18 protein-coding genes and 1 pseudogene are annotated in these 23,314 nt (G+C 60.9%); 9 read left to right on the forward strand and 10 right to left on the reverse strand.

What is annotated here, in order from left to right:
* Nucleotides 1-101: 101 nt before the first annotated feature.
* Together GKQ23_RS09545 and GKQ23_RS09550 are read right to left on the reverse strand one after the other, a co-directional pair.
* Nucleotides 102-1,160 (reverse strand): 2,3-butanediol dehydrogenase, encoded by a 1,059-nt coding sequence (locus GKQ23_RS09545; RefSeq protein WP_212410595.1) that lies wholly within the window; start codon nt 1,158-1,160, stop codon nt 102-104.
* A 346-nt stretch (nt 1,161-1,506) separates the two neighbouring features.
* A complete protein-coding gene (locus GKQ23_RS09550; RefSeq protein WP_056232999.1) occupies nt 1,507-2,952 on the reverse strand; it encodes an AMP nucleosidase in 1,446 nt (481 codons plus the stop codon).
* 248 nt (nt 2,953-3,200) lie between these two features.
* Between GKQ23_RS09550 and GKQ23_RS09555 the strand changes: the two are divergent.
* A pseudogene (locus GKQ23_RS09555) lies at nt 3,201-3,833 on the forward strand (hypothetical protein); the annotation flags it as partial.
* Nucleotides 3,834-3,936: 103 nt separating this feature from the next.
* Here the strand turns inward: GKQ23_RS09555 and GKQ23_RS09560 are convergent.
* A complete protein-coding gene (locus GKQ23_RS09560; RefSeq protein WP_056232997.1) occupies nt 3,937-5,130 on the reverse strand; it encodes a LacI family DNA-binding transcriptional regulator in 1,194 nt (397 codons plus the stop codon).
* A gap of 215 nt (nt 5,131-5,345) precedes the next feature.
* Between GKQ23_RS09560 and GKQ23_RS09565 the strand changes: the two genes are divergently transcribed.
* The 3 genes from GKQ23_RS09565 to GKQ23_RS09575 are packed head-to-tail and all read left to right on the forward strand — an operon-like array spanning nt 5,346 to nt 7,370.
* Nucleotides 5,346-5,789, forward strand: a complete 444-nt coding sequence (locus GKQ23_RS09565; protein ID WP_056232996.1) for a PTS sugar transporter subunit IIA — start codon at nt 5,346-5,348, stop codon at nt 5,787-5,789.
* Nucleotides 5,790-5,810: 21 nt separating this feature from the next.
* Nucleotides 5,811-6,098 (forward strand): PTS sugar transporter subunit IIB, encoded by a 288-nt coding sequence (locus tag GKQ23_RS09570; RefSeq protein WP_056232994.1) that lies wholly within the window; start codon nt 5,811-5,813, stop codon nt 6,096-6,098.
* Between the two features lie 12 nt (nt 6,099-6,110).
* Complete coding sequence (locus GKQ23_RS09575) at nt 6,111-7,370, forward strand: PTS ascorbate transporter subunit IIC (protein WP_056232991.1); 1,260 nt, start codon at nt 6,111-6,113, stop codon at nt 7,368-7,370.
* On the opposite strand, the gene GKQ23_RS09580 is transcribed toward GKQ23_RS09575, so the two are convergent.
* Entirely contained in the window at nt 7,367-8,626 is a 1,260-nt protein-coding gene (locus tag GKQ23_RS09580; RefSeq protein ID WP_212410597.1) for an MFS transporter, read from the reverse strand. The genes GKQ23_RS09575 and GKQ23_RS09580 overlap by 4 nt on opposite strands.
* A gap of 201 nt (nt 8,627-8,827) precedes the next feature.
* Here GKQ23_RS09580 and GKQ23_RS09585 point away from each other — a divergent pair, with 201 nt between their 5' ends.
* Nucleotides 8,828-10,114: an NtaA/DmoA family FMN-dependent monooxygenase gene (locus GKQ23_RS09585; protein WP_212410600.1), complete on the forward strand. Its 1,287-nt coding sequence runs from the start codon at nt 8,828-8,830 to the stop codon at nt 10,112-10,114.
* A 220-nt stretch (nt 10,115-10,334) separates the two neighbouring features.
* A complete protein-coding gene (locus GKQ23_RS09590; RefSeq protein ID WP_212410602.1) occupies nt 10,335-12,725 on the forward strand; it encodes a membrane-bound PQQ-dependent dehydrogenase, glucose/quinate/shikimate family in 2,391 nt (796 codons plus the stop codon).
* A gap of 95 nt (nt 12,726-12,820) precedes the next feature.
* On the opposite strand, the gene GKQ23_RS09595 is transcribed toward GKQ23_RS09590, so the two are convergent.
* Entirely contained in the window at nt 12,821-13,420 is a 600-nt protein-coding gene (locus GKQ23_RS09595) for a hypothetical protein (protein WP_056232983.1), read from the reverse strand.
* Complete coding sequence (locus tag GKQ23_RS09600) at nt 13,417-13,737, reverse strand: hypothetical protein (RefSeq protein ID WP_212410611.1); 321 nt, start codon at nt 13,735-13,737, stop codon at nt 13,417-13,419. Before GKQ23_RS09600 ends, GKQ23_RS09595 begins: the two co-directional genes overlap by 4 nt.
* A 271-nt stretch (nt 13,738-14,008) precedes the next feature.
* Between GKQ23_RS09600 and GKQ23_RS09605 the strand changes: the two genes are divergently transcribed.
* Both GKQ23_RS09605 and GKQ23_RS09610 read left to right on the forward strand, forming a co-directional pair.
* Nucleotides 14,009-15,034 (forward strand): LLM class flavin-dependent oxidoreductase, encoded by a 1,026-nt coding sequence (locus tag GKQ23_RS09605; RefSeq protein ID WP_056232979.1) that lies wholly within the window; start codon nt 14,009-14,011, stop codon nt 15,032-15,034.
* A 251-nt stretch (nt 15,035-15,285) separates the two neighbouring features.
* A complete protein-coding gene (locus GKQ23_RS09610; protein ID WP_212410613.1) occupies nt 15,286-16,722 on the forward strand; it encodes a glycoside hydrolase family 1 protein in 1,437 nt (478 codons plus the stop codon).
* A gap of 16 nt (nt 16,723-16,738) precedes the next feature.
* Here GKQ23_RS09610 and GKQ23_RS09615 read toward each other — a convergent pair whose 3' ends face one another.
* The 4 genes from GKQ23_RS09615 to GKQ23_RS09630 form a co-directional block, all read right to left on the reverse strand.
* On the reverse strand, nt 16,739-17,527 hold the full coding sequence (locus tag GKQ23_RS09615; RefSeq protein ID WP_056232975.1) for an inositol monophosphatase family protein: 789 nt from the start codon (nt 17,525-17,527) through the stop codon (nt 16,739-16,741).
* A gap of 24 nt (nt 17,528-17,551) precedes the next feature.
* Nucleotides 17,552-18,613: an ABC transporter ATP-binding protein gene (locus GKQ23_RS09620; protein WP_056232974.1), complete on the reverse strand. Its 1,062-nt coding sequence runs from the start codon at nt 18,611-18,613 to the stop codon at nt 17,552-17,554.
* Complete coding sequence (locus GKQ23_RS09625; protein WP_212411723.1) at nt 18,610-20,838, reverse strand: iron ABC transporter permease; 2,229 nt, start codon at nt 20,836-20,838, stop codon at nt 18,610-18,612. Before GKQ23_RS09625 ends, GKQ23_RS09620 begins: the two co-directional genes overlap by 4 nt.
* A gap of 86 nt (nt 20,839-20,924) precedes the next feature.
* Complete coding sequence (locus GKQ23_RS09630) at nt 20,925-21,950, reverse strand: ABC transporter substrate-binding protein (protein ID WP_212410615.1); 1,026 nt, start codon at nt 21,948-21,950, stop codon at nt 20,925-20,927.
* Between the two features lie 219 nt (nt 21,951-22,169).
* Here GKQ23_RS09630 and GKQ23_RS09635 point away from each other — a divergent pair, with 219 nt between their 5' ends.
* Nucleotides 22,170-23,210, forward strand: coding sequence for a LacI family DNA-binding transcriptional regulator (locus tag GKQ23_RS09635; RefSeq protein ID WP_212410617.1), 1,041 nt, complete (start codon nt 22,170-22,172; stop codon nt 23,208-23,210).
* Nucleotides 23,211-23,314: the final 104 nt, after the last annotated feature.

Raw genomic sequence — 23,314 nt, forward strand, 5'->3', positions numbered from 1 at the left:
CACCGTAACGGGTGTAACGTGCGCAGGCTGGGCTGATGGCCGCGAAGGCAGGCTTCTTCAGGGGAACAAAGATGCGGCCAGCGTGCCGTTAGCGGCCGTGCTTAGTCCTGCGGCGGACGCACCAGGATTTTCACCTGCTGTTTCTCTTTGACCAGCGCGTCAAAGCCTTCGGTGACCAGCTGCTCCAGCTCGATGCGCTTGGTGACCAGCTTGTCGGCCTGGAAGTAGCCCTGGGTCATCAGGTCCATCACCGCCGGGAAGATATGGCGATAGGCGATAATGCCCTTCACGCTGCGCTCGGCCAGCACCACTTTGTTCGGGTGGAATGAGGCTTCACCTTCCCAGATCGAGACAATAACGGTTTCGCCTTCATAACGGGTGCTGTCGATGCACTGCTTAAGCACCACCGGCACACCGGTCACTTCATAGGCCACGTCAACGCCACCCGCGCTCAGCTCGCGAATTTTGGCCACCGCATCTTCTTTGCTCGGGTCGATCACCACTCTGGCACCCAGTTCGCGGGCTTTCTCCGCACGCAGTGGCGACAGCTCCACCACGTAGATTTCCGCCGCCCCGGCCGCGCGCAGCGCTTCAATGACCAGCAGGCCGATTGGGCCGGCACCGAATACCGCCGCCTTGTCACCCGCTTTCAGCTTGCTCATGCGTACCGCGTGCAGCGCAACGGCGGCCGGTTCAACCAGCGCACCCTGCTCATAGCTCAGCGCGTCCGGCATGCGGTGCACCATATGCTCGGCCACCACGGTAAAGCTGGAGAAGCCACCGCCGCCGCCGGACAGGCCATGGAAGCCGAGGTCGCCGCACAGGTTATATTTGCCTTCGCGGCAGGCTTCACACTGCTGGCAGGAGAGGATTGGCTCGACCACCACGCGGTCGCCGGCCTTAACGCGGGTTACGCCGCTGCCCACCGCCACCACTTCGCCGGAGAACTCGTGGCCCATCACGATCGGCGCAATGTCATGGCTGATTTTATGCGGCTGGTCGACCGGAACGAAGATCGGCCCGGCCAGATACTCATGCAGATCGCTGCCGCAGATCCCGGTCCAGGCGACTTTAATCTTGACCTGACCGGCGGAAACCTGGGGCTCTTCAATATCATCGATGCGGATGTCGCGTGCTTTATACCAACGAGCTGCTTTCATACTGTCTCCCTGAGACTGGCTTAACCCTGTCCATTGCTGTGCCTTATGCATCAGCCGGAGCAGAGACTCGCGCAGGGAATTGCGAAAAGCGTGCCAGGATCGGGAGGTTAAGTGAAGTTGTTTTAATTCAATGGGTTAATTTTGACCGGAACCACTGTGCCGGGGTGCACCGGGCGGGATGTGACACCTGTAACAGCGACAGGTGTCACCTGCGGGTGGCTTGTTATCTGTCCTGGCCATGGCGTAAGGCCCGCCGTGTTTTTACGCGACCCGTGCCGTGGCGGCACGGGTGCGATTCAGTCAGCCGCAATAGCGCGCAGGCAGCAGATACGGTACTGCCGCAGAATCAGCGGAACGGCGGTTCATCAAAGGTGCGCAGCTTGCGCGAGTGCAGGCGGTCGCCCTCGGCGCGCAGCAGGTCGATGGCGCGAATACCAATCTGCAGATGTTCGGAGATTGCCCCCTCATAGAAGCGGTTGGCCTGGCCCGGCAGCTTGATTTCGCCGTGCAGCGGCTTATCGGAGACGCACAGCAGCGTGCCGTAGGGTACACGAAAACGGTAACCCTGGGCGGCAATGGTGGCGCTCTCCATATCCACCGCCACCGCGCGGCTGAGGTTAAAGCGCAGCGCGGAAGCAGAATAACGCAGCTCCCAGTTGCGGTCGTCGGTGGTGACCACCGTGCCGGTACGCAGGCGCTGTTTTACCGCTTCCCCCGGCATGCCGCTGACCTGTTTGGTGGCGTCGTACAGCGCGCGCTGCACTTCGGCAATGCTTGGGATCGGGATATCCGGCGGCAGTACCGCGTCCAGCACGTGGTCATCACGCAGATAGGCGTGCGCCAGCACGTAGTCACCGATGGTCTGGCTTTCACGCAGGCCGCCGCAGTGGCCGATCATCAGCCAGGCGTGCGGGCGCAGCACCGCGAGGTGATCGCAGATGGTTTTGGCATTCGACGGGCCAACGCCGATATTGACCAGGGTAATACCGTGGCCATCCGCCGCAATCAGGTGCCAGGCCGGCATCTGGTGCTTTTTCCACGCCACGTCGGTGACGGTCTGCTCCGGGTGCGGCGTGTCGCGGGTGATGGTGATGCCTCCCGCGCAGGAGAGGGCCTGATAGGGCGAGTCCGGGTCAGCGATTTGCTCGCAGGCCCACAGCACAAACTCATCCACGTAGCGGGTGTAGTTGGTAAACAGCACGTAAGGCTGGAAATCCTCCACCGGGGTGCCGGTGTAGTGGCGCAGCCGCGCCAGCGAAAAGTCGGTGCGCAGCGCGTCAAAGTGCGACAGCGGGAAGGTTTCACCCGGCTGGAACAGGCCGTCGGCGTTCTCGTCGCCGATCAGCGCCAGCTCGGTGGTCGGGAAGTGACGGGCGAGGCCGGCGCTCATGCTGCGGTCCAGCGCCAGGCCGGAACCGTCGATCACGTAGGGGAAGGGGATTTCCTGATCTGAGGGCAGTACCTCAATGGTGACCGGGTACTCCGACGCCAGTAACTCCAGTTGTTCACTCAGGTAACGCCGCACCAGCGCCGGGCGGGTAACGGTGGTGCTGTAGCTACCGGGGCGGGTAAAGCGGCCAAAGGCGCGGGTCAGCCGCTGCGCCGGGGCCGCGCCGTTCCAGCTTACGCGCAGCTGCGGGTAAACGAACAGACCGGCGGCGCGCGCGGCGGCATCGGGCAGGGTGCCATCGGCGATAAAGGCGGTAACGGCGTCGCGTAGCGCATCGACCGCCGCCGCATAATGGGTCTCCAGGGTATCCAGCGCGGCGGTGACCGTCAGGTTTTGCGTCATGTTATCTCCTTGAATAGTGGCGGGTCTGTACCACAGACTATCCGAAGATGCGGGACGGTGCGCAAGCGGAATGTAACTATTGTGCTTTTCGGAAATATTTTGGGAAGCATGCTGTAGAAAAAAACAGCATACTTGATCGTCAGAGCGGCGATGCGTAGCGTCAGGTGAGCGTTACCGGTGGGTTGACCACCGGCGGTGCCGCCTGCTGCGTTCGGGTTTAATCAGAGTGACGCAAAAGGAGGGTGAGGATGAATACAGCCATAAGGAATTCAGGGATGCCATTTCTGATACCCGCTGCGGGTTTTGATGAAAAATTCGGCAGCGTTATTTCGGGAAGAAACAGCGATGATACGCGCTATTTTCTGGCCAAAGGCGTGCGCGATTTTACACTGGAAGGGTTCAGCCTGCCGCCGGGCTATCGGCTGGTAAGTTCATTGCAGGAAGACCAGTACCGGCTGATTGCGGAAACCGAAGAGCCGGAAACCGTTTATGCCGTTAAGCTGCTGCTGTTAAAACATATTGTCCCGTTACGCGAAACCTGTACGCAGATTATGGTCTGGCGTACCGTGCTGCCGCAGCACCAGGATGTGGTAAGCGGCATAGCGAAACGGTTCTTCCGCCATTTCCTGTCACGCTATGCGATCGTGGTGTCAGACAGTGAACACACCGGCGACGGCAAACGTTTCTGGGAAGTGATGATCGCCTGGGCCCTTGCCCAGCCGGACTACCACGTCTACCTCTCGGACGGCAGCGAGGAGGGAAGGCCTTTGAAATCCATTCCTTCGTGGGGTGAATTTCACGCCTTCTGGGCTGGCTATGCGTGGGGGAATGACCGGGATCTGCATCCGCACCGGCTGTTTGTCATCAGCAGCGAACAGTTGCAGTGTGCTTCTGCGGCGGACCTTCTCCTGCAAAATGGCACTCTGCGCGCGCAGGCTGTCGGGCGGCGATCAGAGCGCCGGACCGCGGTTGCTGAACCGGAGCTCAACTACTTGCCCCCGGCTCCAGAGTAAATTTCAGCTGCTGTTCCTGCGCCGGCGGTGCGTTATCGAGCATCGCCATCAGCTGTTCGCCCACCTGCTGGCCGAGCTGCTCATAGTTCAGCCGCATTGAGGTCAGCGCCGGGAAGGTGTGATCGCAGTTATCGGAACCGTCGAGGCAGGCCACCGCCAGGTCATAGGGCACCTTCATCAGCCGCCGCTGGCATTCGGCCAGCACGCCAAACGCCAGCTCTTCGTGGCTGCAGATGATTGCGTCGAGGTCCGGCTGGTTCTGCAACAGCTGGCCGAGCGCGTAGCGGCCCTGCTGCAGGGTGGGCGCTTCCGGCACGGTGATCATCAGGTCGGCGTTCTGGTAATGCGCCAGCATCGCCTTGTGCCAGCCGTTGAGCTGCTGACGGTGCAGGCGGTTATCGGTGTGTGCGCCGATAAACGCGATGCGCCGGTAGCCCTTGTCCAGCAGATAGCGGGTCAGCCGCTCGGCGGCGTCACCGATCGCCATATTCAGCGTGATATCGGCAGGAAAGCGCTCCGCGCCGCAGACGTTCACCGTCACCAGCTCGGCCTGGGCAATCAGCGCGCAGGTCTTCTCTGACAGCTGCGCGCCGAACAGCACCAGCGCCGAGGGGCGGTTCTGCAGCAGCTTTTCCACCAGCGGCGTTTCGCCGTACTGATGGTATTCGTGGCAGGCCATGATCAGCTGAAACGGCTGTTTGCTCAGCGTCTGCTGCAACGCCTGCACAAAGCGGTTGCTGGCGCGGTCGTGCTGAAAAGGGTAGAGCACCGCCACGGTGTGCAGCTGTGCGGAGGCCAGCGCGGCCGCCGCCTGGTTGGGCACGTAGCCGGTTGCCGCCACCGCCTGCTGAATTTTTTGCAGCGCAGATTCGGAAACCAGCGACGGATCGCGCAGCGCGCGGGACACGGTCATCGGCCCGACGCCGGCGTGGCGGGCCACCTCCTGCAGCGTCACCCGGCCATTAGCCGGGGTAGCAACCAGTTCACTGGCTGGCAGGCTGGCCTGATAACCCAGCTGGCTGGCCGCAGTTTCTACCTGCTGGCGAACTTTATCAGAGACCAGCTCCGGAGTGCGCATCGCTCGCGACACCGTCATGATCCCCACGCCAACATAATCGGCCACATCCTGCAGCGTAACCCGACCACTACTACGACGCTTGCGCATCCTGGTTTCTCCCTTTGCTACCGCCAACGGCGCGATGACTGCGGGCAGTGTGCCGCTGCCGTCTTCAGAGCACAAGCCTTTCACCGGCTTATGATAAGCCGGTCACATTTAATGATAGTTATAACAGTTAGCGTTAACTTTTTAGATGTTGGTCACATTAATCCGCTGTCTGAGCCACTACTCTGCCCGTGAAAATTCATTAAGGTAACCATCCCATGTTGAAAGATTTACTGACTCCAGAGGTCATTCAGATCCTGCCCGCCTGCACCGACTGGCGTGAGGCGGTCACCCGCAGCTGCCAGCCGCTGCGCGATAACGGCACTATCGAAGCCCGTTACGTCGAGGCTATTTACCGCTCGCATGAAGCGATCGGCCCTTACTACGTGGTCGGCCCCGGCATTGCAATGCCGCACGCCCGCCCGGAAGAGGGTGCCTGTAAGATCGGCGTCAGCCTGACCGTGGTACAGCAGGGCGTCAACTTCGACTCGGAAGGTAACGATCCGGTGCACCTGCTGATCGTGCTGGCTGCCACCGACAGCAACAGCCATATCGGCATCCTGACCGCGCTGGCGCAGCTTTTTGATACCCCTGAGGATACCGCGGCATTGATGGCGGCGACAGAGGTCAGTCAGATTTTATCCATTATTTCGCGTTACTGAATTCAACCAGAGGACCAACAGATGAAAATTACCGTAGTGTGTGGCAACGGCCTGGGCACCAGCCTGATGATGGAAATGAGCATTAAAAATATCGTTAAAGACCTGGGTGTGGCGGCTGAAGTCGATCACGTTGACCTGGGATCTGCGAAAGGGACCAGCAGCGATATCTTCGTTGGCACCTCCGATATCGCCGAGCAGCTGGTAGCGCAGCAGGTGGGCGGTAAGATCGTCTCGCTGCAAAACATGGTGGATAAGGTGGCGATGAAAGAGCGTATTTCTGCCGCCTTAACCGAACTCGGCGCACTGTAACCGGAGCTAAAAATGGAATTCTTCCGTTTTTTAATGAGTGATGTGCTGTCCGAACCCTCGATCCTGGTCGGGCTGATTGCGTTGATTGGCCTGGTGGCGCAGAAAAAGCCCGCCACCGAAGTGATTAAAGGTACGGTCAAAACGGTGATGGGCTTCCTGATCCTCGGTGCCGGTGCCGGCCTGATCGTCTCCTCGCTGAGCGATTTTGCCGCTATCTTCCATCATGCGTTCGGTATTCCGGGCGTGGTGCCGAATAACGAAGCGATCGTTGCCGTGGCGCAGAAGAGCTTCGGTACCGAAATGGCGATGATCATGTTCTTTGCCATGGTGATTAACATCGCCATTGCGCGCTTTACGCCGTGGAAGTACATCTTCCTGACCGGTCACCATACGCTGTTTATGTCGATGATGGTGGCGGTGATTCTGGCGACCGCCGGCATGAAGGGCGTCAGCCTGATTGCGGTAGGTTCGCTGGTGGTAGGCGTATCAATGGTGTTCTTCCCGGCGATTATTCACCCGTATATGAAGAAAGTCACCGGGTCGGATGACGTTGCCTTCGGCCACTTCTCCTCAATTTCTCAGCTGTTGTCGGCGTTTATCGGCAGCAAGTTTGGTAATAAAGAGAAGTCGACGGAAGATATGCAGGTACCCAAAAGCCTGCTGTTCCTGCGCGACACGCCGGTGGCGATTGCCTTCACCATGTTCTTTATCTTCATTTTCACCTGCCTGGTGGCCGGTCCGTCAGCGGTGAAAGAGATGAACGCCGGTGGTAAAAACTGGTTTATGTTCTCGCTGATGCAGTCGATCACCTTTGCCGCCGGCGTCTATATCGTGCTGCAGGGCGTGCGTATGGTTATTGCCGAGATCGTCCCGGCCTTTAAAGGAATTTCCGACAGGCTGGTGCCGAACGCCAAACCGGCGCTGGACTGCCCGGTGGTGTTCCCGTACGCGCCGAACGCGGTGCTGGTGGGCTTCCTCAGCAGCTTTGTTGCCGGCGTGCTGGGGATGTTTATCCTGTATGCGCTGAACATGACGGTGATTATTCCGGGCGTGGTGCCGCACTTCTTCGTTGGTGCGGCGGCGGGCGTGTTTGGTAACGCCACCGGCGGGCGTCGCGGGGCGATCCTCGGTTCGTTCACCAACGGCCTGCTGATCACCTTTATTCCGGTGTTCCTGCTGCCGGTGCTCGGCAGCATTGGCCTGGCGAACACCACCTTCAGCGACTCTGACTTCGGTGCGCTGGGTATTCTGCTGGGGCTGATCGTGCGTTAATCTGCACGCAGTTTTTCTGCAGACGGAGAGGAATTCTGCTCCACTGATACGGCTTCGCTCTGGCGGAGCCGTGTTTTTTTATCTGCGGCCTTGCGCGAGGGCTGACGCAGGCTAATCACCCCCGCCAGCAGCAGCCCGGCGGCGGCCAGCAGCAGATCAAACCACAGTATGCTGGCGATACTGGTCTGCGACAGCTTTGCCGCCACCAGCGGCACCGTGAAGGTGGCCACGCTGCCTGCACTGTAATAGATCCCGGTTGCTTTGCCGCGCGCGTCGGGAAAGCGCTGCGCCATCAGCCCCAGCCCCAGCTGCACCACCCCGCCCGCCGCCGAGAACCCGAATACCAGCGCAAACAGCCGCACGGTAACCGGGCCGGGCCACAGGCAGACGGTGAGCAGTGCCAGCACCGAAATGGCGTTGTACCACGGCAGCAGCGTGGCGCTGCGCACCCGCTTATCGGCCAGTACGGCCGTCACCAGCACGCCGCACAGCGAACCGACGGTATACAGGCTCAGCAGACGCAGGGCGGAATCCCAGGCTAAACCGGCCACCGTCATCCCGTACTGCGCCAGCCACTGGCTGACCAGCCAGAAGGTGGCCATCGAAATATAACCATACAGCGTGAAGCAGAGAATATCACCGAGCTGGCCTTTGGCGGCCAGCGCAGACGCTGGCGTGCGGGCAGCCGCAGCGTAATGACGATCGGGGAACGGCCGCCGCAGCAGCCAGAGGGCATTCAGCAGCATCACCGCGGCTGCCGCCATAAACGACCAGCCAAACCAGGCGTGGCTCAGCGCCAGCGCGCCGACCAGGAACGGCAGCAGAAACTGCCCGGCTGAAACAAACGCCTTGACCACGATCAGCGCGGTGCCGGGCGTATGCGGAAACGACTCCATCAGCGCCGGATAGGTGCCGGCGTCCAGCAGGCTGTTGGCGACGCCGGCCAGCAGGCCAAAGGCGAAGGCCACGCCGACCGACGATGCGCTGACGATACCGACAAAAAAGCCGAGGTAGCAAAGCATCCCAAGGTAAACAAACGGCTTACGGCCAAAGCGGTCAGACAGCACCCCGGCCAGCAGCAGCGCGGCCAGCCGCCCGATGCCCAGCGAGGCCACCACCACCGACACGCCGGCCGCGTTGGTGTGCCACTGCTGCATCAGCGGCGGCATATTCAGGGCGATCAGCAGCACGCCCATCCCGTGAACCAGATAGTTAAGATAGAGCCCGAGTGCGGTGGGCAGGAAGCGGTTGTGCATGGCGGGCCTTCGACCGGCAGACGGCAGGAAAATTCGGCGACAGCATGATGCCTGCCGACGCGCGGGGCGGCAACGGTTTTTTCGGGCGACCGCGCGCGGGCTTATACGTTTTTTACCCAACCACATTCATTTTTGTTGGTGGCGTTAACTGCGTATTTCTCTAATTTGAACGGATATCCGTTTGAATTAAAGGAACAAAAAGTGACTACTCATCGCAGACGTTTAAAAACGCTGGTCGGCGCGGCCAGCGTGCTCGCCGCCGCCAGTGATACCGATCCGGCAACCGGCATCCGCCGCGCCGTCGAACTGGCAAAAATTGCCGAGCGTGAAAAAATCACCGGTCTGTTTACCGCCGATCTGTTGCAGAGCGATCCGGCCGGGCTGGCCGGCATTACCGGCAGCCAGGACCCGCTGATCGCGCTGGCCGCGCTGAGCCAGGCCACGTCGCAGATCGGCCTGATTGCCACCGTCACTACCACCTTCCAGCATCCCTATAACCTGGCCCGGCAGGTCGGTACCCTCGATCACCTGAGCGGCGGCCGGGCGGGCTGGAACGCCGTCACCTCGTCGGTGGGGGAGGAGAACTTCGGCGAAGTGCTGCCGTCGCCGCAGGCGCGTTACGCGCGAGCCACCGAGTTTGTTGAGGTGGTTAACGCGCTGTTTGACGCCAACGATCCACAGGCGGTCACCCGCAGCGCCAGCGGCGGGGTCAGCGTCGATCCGCGTAAGCTGCACCCGGCCAACTACCGCGGTGAGGTGTTTACCGTGGCCGGCCCGCTGAACGTGCCGCCGCCGCCGCAGGGCCGTCCGGTGCAGTTTCAGGCGGGGCAGTCGGAGGAAGGTATTACCCTCGGTGCCCGGTATGCCGAAGTGATTTATACCTCGCAGCCGACGCTGGCCGCTGCCGTGTCCTTCGTCAGTGAAATTCGCCGCAGGGCACAGGGCTTTGGCCGCCCGCAGGGGCTGCCGCTGGTGATGAACTCGTTCCACTCGATTATTGGCGACAGCCCGGCAGACGTGGCACGCCGCCTGCGGGAAAAACATGAGCGGATTAACCTGGATCGCGGCCGGCTGCGGGTGGCGGATATGCTCGGCGGCGAGATCGACCTCTCCGAACTGCCGCTGGATAAAGCGATCCCGGAAAGCCTGCTGCCGGATACGGACGCGGTAAACCGTCGTCGCGGTCGGGCGGAGATTTTCGTCGGGTTTGCCCGCCAGGGGTTAACGCTGCGCGAGCTGATCGTTCAGGCAGAAGAGACCGGCCACTGGTTTGTCGCCGGCACGCCGGAGTCGCTGGCCGACGCGATTGAAGAGCGTTACCGCGCCGGCGTGCTGGACGTCATTTCGCTGCACGGCCTGGGCCAGCCGGACCAGCAGGATCTGCTGCTCAACGGCCTGCTGCCGGAGCTGCGTAAACGCCAGCTGATCGATGAAGACTATCCGGGCCATGACTTCCGCAGCAACCTGCAGCTGCCGCCGATAAATTAGCAATTTATGCTATCTGCACGGCGTTGAGGGAAAACCCTCAACGCTTTTTTTTATTATATTTCCATATATTTCAAAATGTTGGAGGTTATTGATTAATAACCCTGTATCGCCTGTTGTTATGATCACTGACCCATTTTGTTATGTTTATGTATTCTTATGGTAAAGATTCGTAAGTATGCCACGGCCGTTGTCGGGCAGCATTAACACACAGGGGAGAGTCATGATTAACAAATTTACCAGCGTGGTGATTGCGCTGGTCGGCCTTGCGATGCTCTATGTGGGCAGCCAGCTGCTGCTGGCAGGGGGTACGCCGTTTTACGCCATTATTGCGGTAGGGCTGCTGATAACCGCCATTGCGCTGTTCCGTAATAAGGCTATTGCGCTGACCATTTATGCCATTCTGATGTGGCTGGTGCTGGCCTGGACTGTTTTTGAGGTTGGTTTTGATAAATGGCAGTGGATCCCTCGCGGCGACCTGATCGGCCTGATCGGCCTGTGGCTGGCGCTGCCGTGGGTTGTGCGCCCGCTGACCCGCGCGGCCGGGCACGAGCGCCGCTTCCATCCGCTGCTGGGCGGCACCGTGGCGGTGATGATCGTTATCGTTATCGGGCTGATGTTTTACGATCCCTTCCCGCAGCCGGGGACCATTACCACGCCACGTAACAGCGCGCTGACCGATGGCGCAGGCGAGGAGTGGACGGCTTATGGCGGCAGCGACAGCGGCCTGCGCTTCTCACGACTGAACCAGATCACTAAAGATAACGTAGGCGATCTGGAGGTGGCCTGGACCTATCATACCGGCGACCTGCGTGATACGGCGAAAGACGCCAGCGAATACACCTTTGAAGCCACGCCGCTGAAGGTGAACAATACGCTCTACTTCTGCACACCGCACGATGAAGTACATGCGCTGAATCCGGAAACCGGTGCGGTTAAGTGGAAATACCAGCCGACCAATAATGGCTCGCTGATGTGGCAGCACCAGACCTGCCGCGGCGTCAGCTACTGGGACGGCTCGGTACAGCCGCAGGGCGCAGAGACAGCTCAGGCACAGGTTGCGACAGCTGCCGCATGCCGCAAACGTATTTTTAACGCCAGCATTGACGCGAAGCTGATTGCCCTGGATGCCGACACCGGCAAACTGTGCGAAGATTTCGGCAATCGGGGCGTGGTGGATCTGCATACCAGTATGGGAGAAGTGCGTCCTAACGCGCTGATGCAAACCTCCGCACCGCTGGTGGCCGGTAATCTGGTGATCGTCGGCGGCGCGGCGATGGATAACGGCTACAGCAACGGCAACCCGTCCGGGGTGATCCGCGCCTATGACGTGCAGTCCGGCCGACTGGTGTGGAATTTTGATCCGGCCAATCCGGAAAACACCCAGCCGATCGCGGCTGACCAGCAGTATCCACATGACTCGCCGCTGGCGTGGGCCACCCTGAGTGCCGACGTAAAAAATGGCCTGGTCTACGTGCCGTTTGGTAACGCCGCGCCGGATGAAGTGGGTATTGAACGCCAGCCGGAGAGCAATACTGAGAAGTTCCGTGACACCCTGGTGGCGCTGGATCTGCACACCGGTGCCTTTAAGTGGCGCTTCCAGTCTTCCCACAACGACCTGTGGGATCGCGATAATCCGTCGCAGCCTTCGATCCTTGATATTGATTATCAGGGCCAGAAACAGCCGGTGGTGATCCTGCCAACCAAAACCGGCAACCTGTTTGTGCTTAACCGCCTGACCGGCCAGCCGGTGTACCCGGTTAACCAGCAGGAAGTTTCCACCAGCGGCGGCGTCACCGGTCAGAGCTTTGCCGCTAGCCAGCCGGTATCCGCGCTGAACTTTATTCCGAAAGCGCTGGATGAAAAAGCGATGTGGGGTATCTCGCCGTTCGATCAGATGGCCTGCCGCATCGAGTTCCACTCGCTGCGCTATGACGGCAACCCGTGGACGCCACCGACCGAGTCCGGCACCCTGGTGTTCCCGGGCAATATCGGCGTGTTTAACTGGGGCTCGGTGGCGATCGATCCACAGCGCCAGCTGCTGATCGCCTCTCCCGTGCGTCTGCCCTACAAGTACAACCTGATTAAGCGCACGCCGCAAACGGCAGAAAAGCGCCTGTTCACCAAAGAGAACACACCGTTCTGGAACGAAAACTACCAGGGCGATAATGCGATTAACATCCAGCGCTTTGCCTCCAGCCTGGGCATTCCGTGCATCGCGCCACCGTGGGGGCAGCTGGCAGGGGTGGATCTGACCACCGGTAAAACCCGGTGGCTGCGCCGCGTGGGCAGCACCAAAAACCTGAAAACCACCTTCCTGCCTGGGCCGTTCCCGATTGGTTTCCCGATGGGGATGGTGGCGCACGGCGGTCAGCTGGTGACGGCGGGGGACCTGGTGTTCCACGGGGCAACGGCGGATAACTTCTTCCGTGCCTATGACAGTACCACCGGTGAGCTGCTGTGGCAGCAGGAGCTCGCGGCCGGCGTGCAGGCTACCGCAGCCACCTACATGGGCAGCGACCAGCGCCAGTATGTGGTGGTGGCTGCCGGTGGGCACGGCTCGCTGGGCACCACGCTGGGGGACAGCGTGGTGGCGTACCGCCTGAAAAAATAATCCAGGGCTGGCCGCGACCGTGCGGCCACTCCCTGAAAGAAGACAGAGGCGGGAGAGGTTTCCCGCCTTTTTACGGTTTACGGCTTATTGCAGACTTAATACAGCGCCGCGGCCACGTTGCGTAATTCCGGCAGGGCGCTAAGATCCTTCTCTTCAATCAAATCCTGATGGATTTTCAATATTACCGCCCGGATAACATCCGATGTTTTGGTCAGCGCCAGCTGTTTCATCAGGCTGTTAAGCTCGGCCAGTTGGTTATGGCTTACTTTCATCGAAATGCGTTTAGACGCCCGGGCCTTAGCCATATCGCTGGCAAGCAGCGTCTTTAACTGATCCTGTGCAAAGCGTCCGCTGTTAAGCGCGTGCAGGTAGTACAGGATCAGCACCTTACTGAACTCGTCACTGACCCTTGGTGCAATTTTCAGCGTTGCCAGGCTGAGGATATTCAGGAAGTGCGCCGGTACCCGCACCTCCAGCGCCGAGTGCGTCCGTTCATATTCGCGCTTAATCTGCGGCTCAGACTGCGGCGGTATAGCGACAACGGTATCGCACTGGTCGCACACCCCGGCCAGAATATTTTTCACCGTACCGCTGTGGTCATCAAAATCAACGTCGCGTAGCCGGAAAGTGGCCGTGCTTTTGCCACACTGGTAGCAAACCACGGCGATGTTCTCACCCTCTTTGAACACTTTCATTTCTGTTCCTCCCCGGCAATGGCTGGATGTACGCTGATGAAGACCGTATTCGGTTCAACGAAATAAAACTTCACGTACCAGTCAACGCCGTTTCTGCTTGTTCTGAACACATGCACGTCGATGTCGCTGTGCTGATGATGCGGCGTACAACGCCACTCATCGCCGCGGGTGCGACTGAGCAGTTCAATGACCCACTCGCGATTGAGGCGTCCGTTAGCCAGATAGTTTTTTGCGTTAATGTCACGTCGGGTCTCGTGCAGATAGGCCCCGGCCTGCATACAACGTATTACCTGATGTTTAATGTCCTTGAATCCCATAACGCCTCCTTATTTTGTACGTTAAATTTCGTACTTTCAAGTGATTTGTGATCATTTTATCGCCAAAAAGCACAGTGAGCAGGCTCAATCGGGTTTACCGGGTGACAGATTGTTGATCTTCAGAGGCTTCACGCAGATTTCATGTAACGCACTGTCAGGGTTACTGCTTAGCCGGAAGCACGCACGGCTTAATCTGCCCGCTGTCGTCCCCGGCAAAATGGACGTAATATGATTGAAATCAGCGGCTCGCTGCTAACTGAGGGTTTTTTTAATGAAAAAGATCGGCTTTCTGTCCTTTGGTCACTGGACTCCGTCACCACACTCGGCCACCCGCTCAGCGGCCGACACGCTGCTGCAGTCGATCGACCTGGCGGTCGCCGCTGAAGAGCTGGGGGCCGACGGCGCCTACTTCCGCGTACACCACTTTGCCCGCCAGCTGGCTTCACCTTTCCCGCTGCTGGCGGCGGCCGGAGCAAAAACCAGAACCATTGAGCTGGGCACCGGCGTGATCGATATGCGCTATGAAAACCCGCTGTATATGGCCGAAGACGCCGGCGCGGCTGATCTGATCGCCGGTGGCCGCCTGCAGCTGGGCATCAGCCGTGGCTCCCCGGAACAGGTGATTGACGGCTGGCGCTACTTTGGTTTCGCGCCTGCTGAAGGTGAGAACCACGCGGACATGGCGCGCCGCCACACCGAAACGCTGCTGGAGGTGCTGAGAGGGGAGGGCTTTGCGGAACCGAACCCGCAGCCGATGTTCCCTAATCCGCCTGGCCTGCTGCGGCTGGAGCCGCACTCTGCCGGCCTGCGCGATCGTATCTGGTGGGGTGCCAGCTCCAACGCCACGGCGGTGTGGGCGGCGAAGCTGGGGATGAACCTGCAGAGTTCGACGCTGAAGGATGATGAAACCGGCGAGCCGTTCCATATCCAGCAGGCGAAGCAGATCCGCGCCTACCGCGCGGCGTGGAAAGAGGCCGGGCATACCCGCGAACCGCGCGTATCGGTCAGCCGCAGCATCTTCGCGCTGGTGAATGATACGGACCGCGCCTACTTTGGTCAGAGCGGTAAAGAGGGCGATTCGGTAGGCTATCTGGATGCCAGCACCCGCGCCATCTTTGGCCGCAGCTACGCAGCCGAGCCGGACGTGCTGATTAAACAGCTGGCGGCCGATGAGGCGATCGCCGAAGCGGACACGCTGCTGCTGACCGTGCCTAATCAGCTGGGCGTCGACTACTGCGCACATACCATTGAGGCGATTCTGAAACACGTTGCTCCGGGCCTCGGCTGGCGCGACTGAGTTGACGGAACCAGGGTCCGGCGGCGCGGATGACCGCTGCCGGATCCCTGATCTTCGGCACCCATATTTCCTACTCTTTACTGCCGGTACCGGCACCCTGACTCCTGTAAAGGCAGCCCGCCTGGCATCCTGCTGCACGTCCTCCTGTTACACCCGGGTTAAATCCTCTAAAATCTGCCGCGCAGAGCTGGCTGAATCGTGCCGGCTCATCGTCCGCAGTCTGAGAACTTCAGGGATTACAGGAGCAGTGTATGCAACAGCGTTTTCCGCAGGGCTTTATGTGGGGCGGTGCCACCGCCGCCAATCAGGTAGAGGGCGCGTTTGACGCCGAGGGAAAAGGGCTGTCGATCGTTGACGCCATTCCGGGCGGCAAGCAGCGCCTGGCGATCGTCGCATCAAAGGAGTTTGACTTCACCGTCGACGCCGATAAGTACACCTATCCGAACCATAAGGGCATCGATCACTATCACCGTTTCCGTGAAGATATCGCGCTGTTTGCCGAAATGGGCTTCAAGTGTTACCGCTTCTCCATCGGCTGGACGCGCATCTATCCGAACGGTATTGAGCAGCAGCCTAACGAAGCCGGCCTGAGCCACTACGACCAGGTGATCGATACCTGTATCGCCCACGGCATTGAACCGGTGATCACCATTTCCCACTACGAGATGCCGCTGCACCTGGCCACCGCCTTTGGCGGCTGGAAAAACCGCGAGCTGATCGGCCACTTCGAGCGCTTTGCGCGCACGGTGCTGGAGCGTTTTGGGCATAAGGTGAAGTACTGGATGACCTTTAACGAGATCAACAGCGCCGCCCACTTCCCGATGATGAGCCAGGGGCTGACCGTGCAGAGCGGTGCGCTGGAGCCGCAGGCGAAATTCCAGGCGTGGCACAACCAGTTTGTCGCCAGCGCGCTGGCGGTAAAAATCGCTCATGAGACCAATGCGCAGATCCGGATCGGCTGCATGATCCTCTTCGCCACCAACTATGCCTGGGACTGTGACCCGATCAACCAGCTGGCAACGCTGAAAGAGAACCAGGCGTTTAACTACTACTGCGCCGACGTGCAGGCGGGCGGTAAATATCCGTACTATGCGCAGAGCCTGTGGCGTTCGCTGGGCGTGACGCTGGACATTCAGCCGGGCGACCTGGAGCTGATTAAGCAGCACACCGTGGACTACATCGGCTTCAGCTACTATATGTCCTCAACCATTTATAAAACCGATCCGGCCGCCGAGGCCGCCAGCGGCAACCTGCTGGGCGGCGCGCGCAACCCGTTCCTTGAAGCCAGCGAATGGGGCTGGGAGATCGACCCGGTCGGCCTGCGCATTGCGCTGAATCAGCTGTACGACCGCTATGAGAAACCGCTGTTTATCGTTGAGAACGGCCTGGGTGCGATCGACAAGCCGGATGAAAACCACTACATCGCCGATGACTACCGCATTAACTATCTGCGTCAGCACATTGAAGCGATGGCCGGGGCAATTGAAGATGGCGTGGATCTGCTGGGTTACACCCCGTGGGGCTGTATCGATCTGGTGAGTATGTCCACCGGTGAGATGAGCAAGCGCTACGGCATGATCTACGTCGATCTTGATGACAACATCAACGGCAGCGGCAACCGCTATAAGAAGAAATCCTTCCACTGGTATCAGCAGGTGATCGCCACCAACGGCAGCGATCTGAGCTAAAGACAGTTGCCGGGCTTTACAGCCCGGCAATCCGCAGCAATTCCTCCTTTGCCCCCGGCGCTACCGCCAGCACCGGCGCACCGCGGGTGAGTTTTTCACCTTCAGTATCAAATGCGTGCGTCCAGCCCCCGGCTTCATTCACCAGACAGTATCCCGCCAGGCAGTCCCAGGCGTGCATATAAGGTTCGTAATAACCCACCAGCCGCCCGGCCGCTACCCACGCCAGCATCATCGCCCCGGAGCCGTTGCGGAAGAAGTTACCGCCGGCGCGCACTATATCGGCAGCAATCTCACCGACGCGCTCCGGCGTTACGTAGCTGTTGGCACCAAAGCCGGTGACGTGGTTTTGCATCGTACGCGCCGGATCCACCCGCAGGGTTTTACCGTTCAGCGTTGCGCCCTGGCCGCGGGCCGCGACAAAACACTCCTGCTGGCAGGGGGCCATAATCACGCCTATCACGGGTTCACCCTGATAAATCACCGCCACCGATACGCACCAGTTGGGCATGCCGTTAACAAACGGGCTGGTGCCGTCGATGGGGTCCACCACCCAGCTGTAGCCGGAACTGCCCGGCTGCAGGCCATACTCTTCACCGAGGAAGCCGTCGTCCGGGAACTGAGCGGCAATACGGTCGCGGATCAGTAACTCGACGTTACGGTCGGCTTCCGATACCACATCCTGCGCGTCACGTTTGGTCTCTATTACCAGGCTGTCGCGGCGGGTAAAATAGTCCAGCGCCATTGCACCGCCTTCGCGTGCCACCTGTTCAGCCAGCGCCAGGCGCCGGGAAATCTGTTCGCTCATAGAACATCCTTTTGCAAAAGGGGATTAGCGGGCAATCAGCGCCAACCCCTGAGGTTTAAAATCGATCGCCACCCGCGTGGCGGGGGCCAGCTGGCGTTCCATCTGCGTATCCACGATAAACAGCGTGCCGAGCTCGCTCTGCACTTCATACTCCACGTGATCGCCAAGCCAGGTGCTGTGGGTCACTTCCCCGGTCAGCGCGCCGCTGTCGGCGGCCTGCAGGCTGATAAACTGCGGGCGTACCGACAGCTGCGCCGCGCCAGGGCGGGCATCCGCGCCCGCAACTCGAAACTGGCGGCTGCCGAGGGCGACGATCGCCTCGCCGTTTTCCACCCGCTCGACGTCGCACGGCAGAATATTGGCCTCACCCATAAAGTCGGCGATAAATACCGAAGCAGGCGAGTGATACAGCTCGCGGGGCGCGCCCTGCTGGGCAATATGCCCCTCTTTCATGACAATAATCTTATCGGAGACCGCCAGCGCCTCCTCCTGATCGTGGGTGACGTAGACGGCGGTAAAGCCGAGCCGCTGCTGCAGCTCGCGGATCTCGCTGCGCACCCGGCGGCGCAGCCGCTCATCGAGGTTAGAGAGCGGCTCGTCCAGCAGCAGCACCTGCGGTTCCAGCACCAGCGCGCGCGCCACCGCGATGCGCTGCTGCTGGCCGCCGGAGAGCTCCGAGGGCAGCCGCTGGCCCATTGCCTCCAGCCCCACCAGCTTCAGCCCTTCACGGGCGCGGTCCTGCGCCTCCTTTTTCGGCAGGCGGCTGGCGAGCAGGCCGTACATCACGTTGTCCAGCGCGCTCATGTGCGGGAACAGCGCGTAGGACTGAAACACCATCGCCACGTCGCGCTCGTTAGCGGGCAGGCGGGTGACGTCCTTACCGCCGATCAGAATGCGGCCGGAGGTCGGGTGCTCCAGGCCGGCCAGCAGGCGCAGGGTGGTGGTTTTGCCACAGCCGGAGGGGCCAAGCAGCGTCACCAGCGTGCCCGGCTCCACGGTCAGCGACAGACCGGGCAGGGCGGTAAAATCAGCAAACTGTTTGGTGACGTTATCAAACACCACCGAACCGGAACGGATTGTGGTCATACTGCTTTCTCCTGATGCAGGGCCGGTGGCGCGGCCACCGGCATTGTGGCAAGTCGGGTGGTGCGGCGCAGGCGGCGTTCACCGACCAGCAGCTGGAAGCCAAGGATCACCACCAGCATCACCACGATTAACACCGATGAATAGGCGATCGCCACGCCGTATTCGCCGTTTTCCACCAGCCCGACGATATAGGAGGTGGCCATGTTGTACTGGGCGCTGACGAGGAAGATCACCGCGCTGATTGAGGTAATGGCGCGGACAAAGGCATACACCAGCGCGGCGCTGATCGCCGGTTTCAGCAGCGGCAGGATCACTTTACGCAGGGTGCGGAAACTGCCTGCACGCAGTGTCAGCGAGGCTTCATCGAGGCTGCGGTCCAGCTGGCTCATGGCGGCAATACCGCCGCGCACCCCAACCGGCATATTGCGGAACACAAAGCAGGCGACGAGGATAATCGCGGTGCCGGTGATCTCCAGCGGCGGCAGGTTATAGGCCATGATGTAGCTGACGCCGATCACCGTGCCGGGGATGGCGAAGCTGAGCATCAGCATAAACTCGAAGGTCTGGCGGCCGGCGAACTTCTGCCGGACGATCAGCCAGGCGGTGAGCAGGCCGACGGCGGCGGTCAGCGGTGCGGCAATCAGCGAGATCTCCAGCGTGGTCCAGAACGAGTTCCACGCCACGCCGGTCCACAGGATCTGGCCGTCGTTCCATGTCAGGCCAAAGGCGCGGGCGTAGTGCGCCAGCGTCAGGCTGCTGTCCAGCCCCCACGACTGCACAAAGCCGCCGACGAGGATCATCGCGTAAATCACCAGCGTAAACAGGCCCCACGGGATCACCATCCCGTAGACACCGTAACGCAGGCCGCGCGGCAGCCCGCAGTGCGTTCCGGCATCGCCTTTGCCGGTGACGGTGGCGAAGCTTTTGCCGGAGAGCCACACCCGCTGCACAATAAAGGCGCTGAGGGTGAAGCACAGCAGGATCATCGCCAGCACCGCCGCGCGGCTCGGGTCATTCTGCGCGCCGACCACCGAGAAGAAGATCTCGGTGGAGAGCACGCCGTGGCTGCCGCCGAGCACCATCGGGTTGCCGAAGTCGGCCATACTTTCGATGAAGCTGATCAGGAAGGCGTTGGCCAGGCCGGGAGCCATCAGCGGCAGCGAGACGCGGCGGAAGGTGAGCCAGCGGTTGCCGCGCAGGGTCTGCGAGGCCTCTTCCAGCGACGGGCTGACGCCCTCGACTACGCCGATCAGCACCAGGAAGGCGATCGGGGTGAACGACAGCACCTGGGCGATCCAGATACCGGTCAGGCCGTACAGCCAGCGGCCCGGCTCGATGCCGAACAGCGTGGAGAGCAGTTCGGTGACCACGCCGGCGCGGCCAAACAGCAGCATCAGCGCCAGGCCAATCACAAACGGTGGGGTGATGATCGGTAGCACCGTCAGCAGGCGCAGCCCCTTTTTAAACGGCAGCGGCGTGCGGGTGGCGGCCAGCGCGAAGGCCAGCCCGAGCAGGGTGGAGCCGGTGGCGGTCATCAGCGCCAGCCACAGGGTACGCCAGGCGGTGCCGCAGGTGCCGCCGTCAAGGCAGCCGAGGCTCCAGATCGCCGGATCCTGAATGTTGGCGATCAGCCCGTCCGGCTTAAACGAACCGTCGACGTCCTGCACCGAGGCAACAAACATCCCCAGCACCGGATAGAGCACAAAGGTGCTGACCAGCGCGGTCAGCAGCACCAGCGCGGCCACCACAAAGGCATCGCCTTTCAGCGCGCCGCGCTCGGCCAGCCCGAAGGCGAACAGCAGCAGCAGGCTGGTGAGCAGCAGGATCGCCCCGCCACCAAAGGCGGGCTGCCCCTGGCTGAGCGTGCCAAACAGCTGCTCGCTCCACTGCCAGTTCCAGCCGCTGTAGCCGATGGCATGGCCTTCAAACAGTAAAAACAGGATCGCGGCCGCGCTGGCGGCCATCAGCAGGGTGCCGCGTCGCGGCCCCGCCTGTTGCAGGCGGGCCAGCCCGCACAGCGCCAGCATCAGCACGGCAACGGCCAGCCACGGGCGCTCAAACAGGACGATTTGCCACAGTGCGGGGGCGCTGTCGGCCTCGCTCCATAGCGTGCTCAGCCAGCCGAAATCGAAAAAGCCGGCTTCCTGGCTGTACCACGGCAGCAGCAGCAGGGCGCAGGCACCCAGCAGCAAAGCCCCGTTCAGGCGGCGGTTTTGCGCATTCATTTTCACCTCGGTCATCGGGTGTCAGGGAACAGGCCGTGCGGCGCATCGGGTTGGCCGCACGGCGTCAGACGTCAGGGTAGGCGGCGTTACTGCGCGCTGGCACCGATCTCTTTATCCCAGCGGCTGAGCAGCTCTTTGCGTTTTTCCGAGTTGCCGTAGGTTTTAAAGTCGTAGTCGATCAGCTTGATGTTCTCAAAGCGCGGCGCGTACTCGGAGATCGCCGCGTTGCGGTTAGACGGCAGCTGGAAGGATTTGGCATCTTTCATATGCGACTGTGAGTCGGCGCTCAGCGCCCAGTCGTACCACACTTTGGCACTGGCGAGGTTGCGCGCGCCTTTGACGATCGACATCGAACCAATTTCATAGCCGGTGCCTTCGCACGGGGCCACCGCCTTGACCGGGAAGCCGTCCACCTGCATCGCCACCGCGTCGTGCATAAACACGATGCCGATAGTGGTTTCACCGCGCGCAGCCGCCTTCACCGGGGCAGAGCCGGATTTGGTGTACTGCGAGATATTGGCGTTAAGCTTTTTCAGATAGTCGAAGGCTTTCTCCTCGCCCATAATCTGCACCAGCGTGGCGAGAGTGTTATAGGCGGTGCCGGAGGAGTTCGGGTTAGCCATCTGGATCTCGCCTTTGTACGCCGGATCCAGCAGGTCGGCCCAGCAGGCCGGAGCCTTAAGCTTTTTGTCGGCGATCAGTTTGGTGTTGTAGCCCCAGCCCAGCGCCCCGGCGTAGACGCCGACGGTGCGGTAACCGGCGCTCTCTGCCTGCTTGCGCGCCCACTCCTGCTGCTCGCCGAGCAGCGGCGACTGATAAGGCTGGGTCAGCCCTTCGTCGGCGGCCTGCATATGCGGATCGCCGGTACCCGCCCACCAGATATCGGTACGCGGGTTACGTGCCTCGGTGCGGATGCGGGCATAGGCCTCCCCGGCGGAGAGCCGCACCATACTGACCTTGATATCCGGGTGCTGCTTTTCAAACAGGTTGGTCATTTGCTCACACACCACCACGTCGGCGGAACAGATCATATTCAGCTTGCCGGCCGCCTGGGCCGGGGCGGCGAACGCGGATCCGGCGACGACGGCTGCAATCAGGGTCAGACGATACATAGTGTTCTCCTTGGTTCTGTAGGGTGGCGATACGGTGTCGCCGGAGTTTTTTTTGCACTTGTGTGCAATTAATTAATGGACAACAATTAACCTGTCAATCGCGTTGCATGGCATTTCAGTGGTTGCGTCACAAAAACAGAACAATATTGCAACAATATTATTTGCACATGCGTGCAAACTGCGACAAAATCAGTTTTCGTTTACCAGCGGGGGTGCAGCATGGCAGTGGAGAAGGCGGTAGTCAGTGCAAAAGATGTGGCCGACCTGGCCGGCGTGTCGCGTTCGGCGGTGTCACGCACCTTCACGCCGGGAGCCAGCGTATCGCCAGCCACCCGTAAACGGGTGATGCAGGCGGCGGAGTCTCTCGGCTATCACGTCAACCATCTGGCGCGTGGGTTAGTCAGCCACCGCAGCGGCATCGTCTGCCTGATCGTCTCGGAGCTGGCCACCCCGTATCGCGCCAGCCTGGTGCGGCTGCTGACCCTGCAGCTGCAGGCGGCCGGTAAAATCACCATGCTGATTAACACCGACCGCTCCGACGACAGCGTGGCCGCCGCGCTGCAGCAGGCGATTAACTTCCGCGCCGACGCCTCGTTTCTGCTCTCCGGCATGCCGGACAGCGCCATCGCCCGCCAGTGTCACAGGCACGGCCAGCGGCTGGTGCTGATCAACCGTAATGACGTGCTGCCGGGGTCGCTGAGCATCAATCAGGACAGTCAGGAGGCCGCCAGCCGGGTGGTGATGGCCTTCGCCCGCGCCGGCTGCCGCCGTCTGGCCTTTGCCAACTCGCTGGCCGGCACGCCCAGCCTGATGGCCCGCGAACAGGGATTTGTGCAGGCGGCGGAAGCGGCCGGGCTGCAGGTCAGCGTCGAGCGCTTTGGCACCACCTCCTACGAGAGCGGGCAGATCCTCGCCCACCGGCTGCTGACCCGCCGCGATCGCCCGGACGCGGTGTTCTGCGTCACCGACCTGCTGGCCTGCGGCTTTATGGATGAGGCGCGGCACCGCTTTGCCCTGCGCATCCCTGAAGACCTGTGCATCGCCGGTTACGATGATATCCCGCAGGCCAGCTGGTCCTCGTACAACCTCACCACCTTCACCCAACCGGTGGCGCTGTTTGCCGAAGACGCGGTGAACTGGCTGGTGGCGCAGGAGCGTAAGGAGGAGCGGGACAGCGCGAACGCGGGGCTGGAAACCGCCGGTGAGACGCGCAGCTATCAGGCCGAATTTATCTGGCGCGGGACGATTCGCGGGGGCTGAGCAGGACAGCAGCTGAGCTGTCAGACTAGTTAAACAAATTGTTGATTTAAGTGGTCTGTAAGCGTAATTTACTCCACGTCCTGTGAGAGTTATTCGAGTTAATT

It is taken from the genome of Erwinia sp. E602 (assembly GCF_018141005.1).
Taxonomy (GTDB): Bacteria; Pseudomonadota; Gammaproteobacteria; order Enterobacterales; family Enterobacteriaceae; genus Erwinia.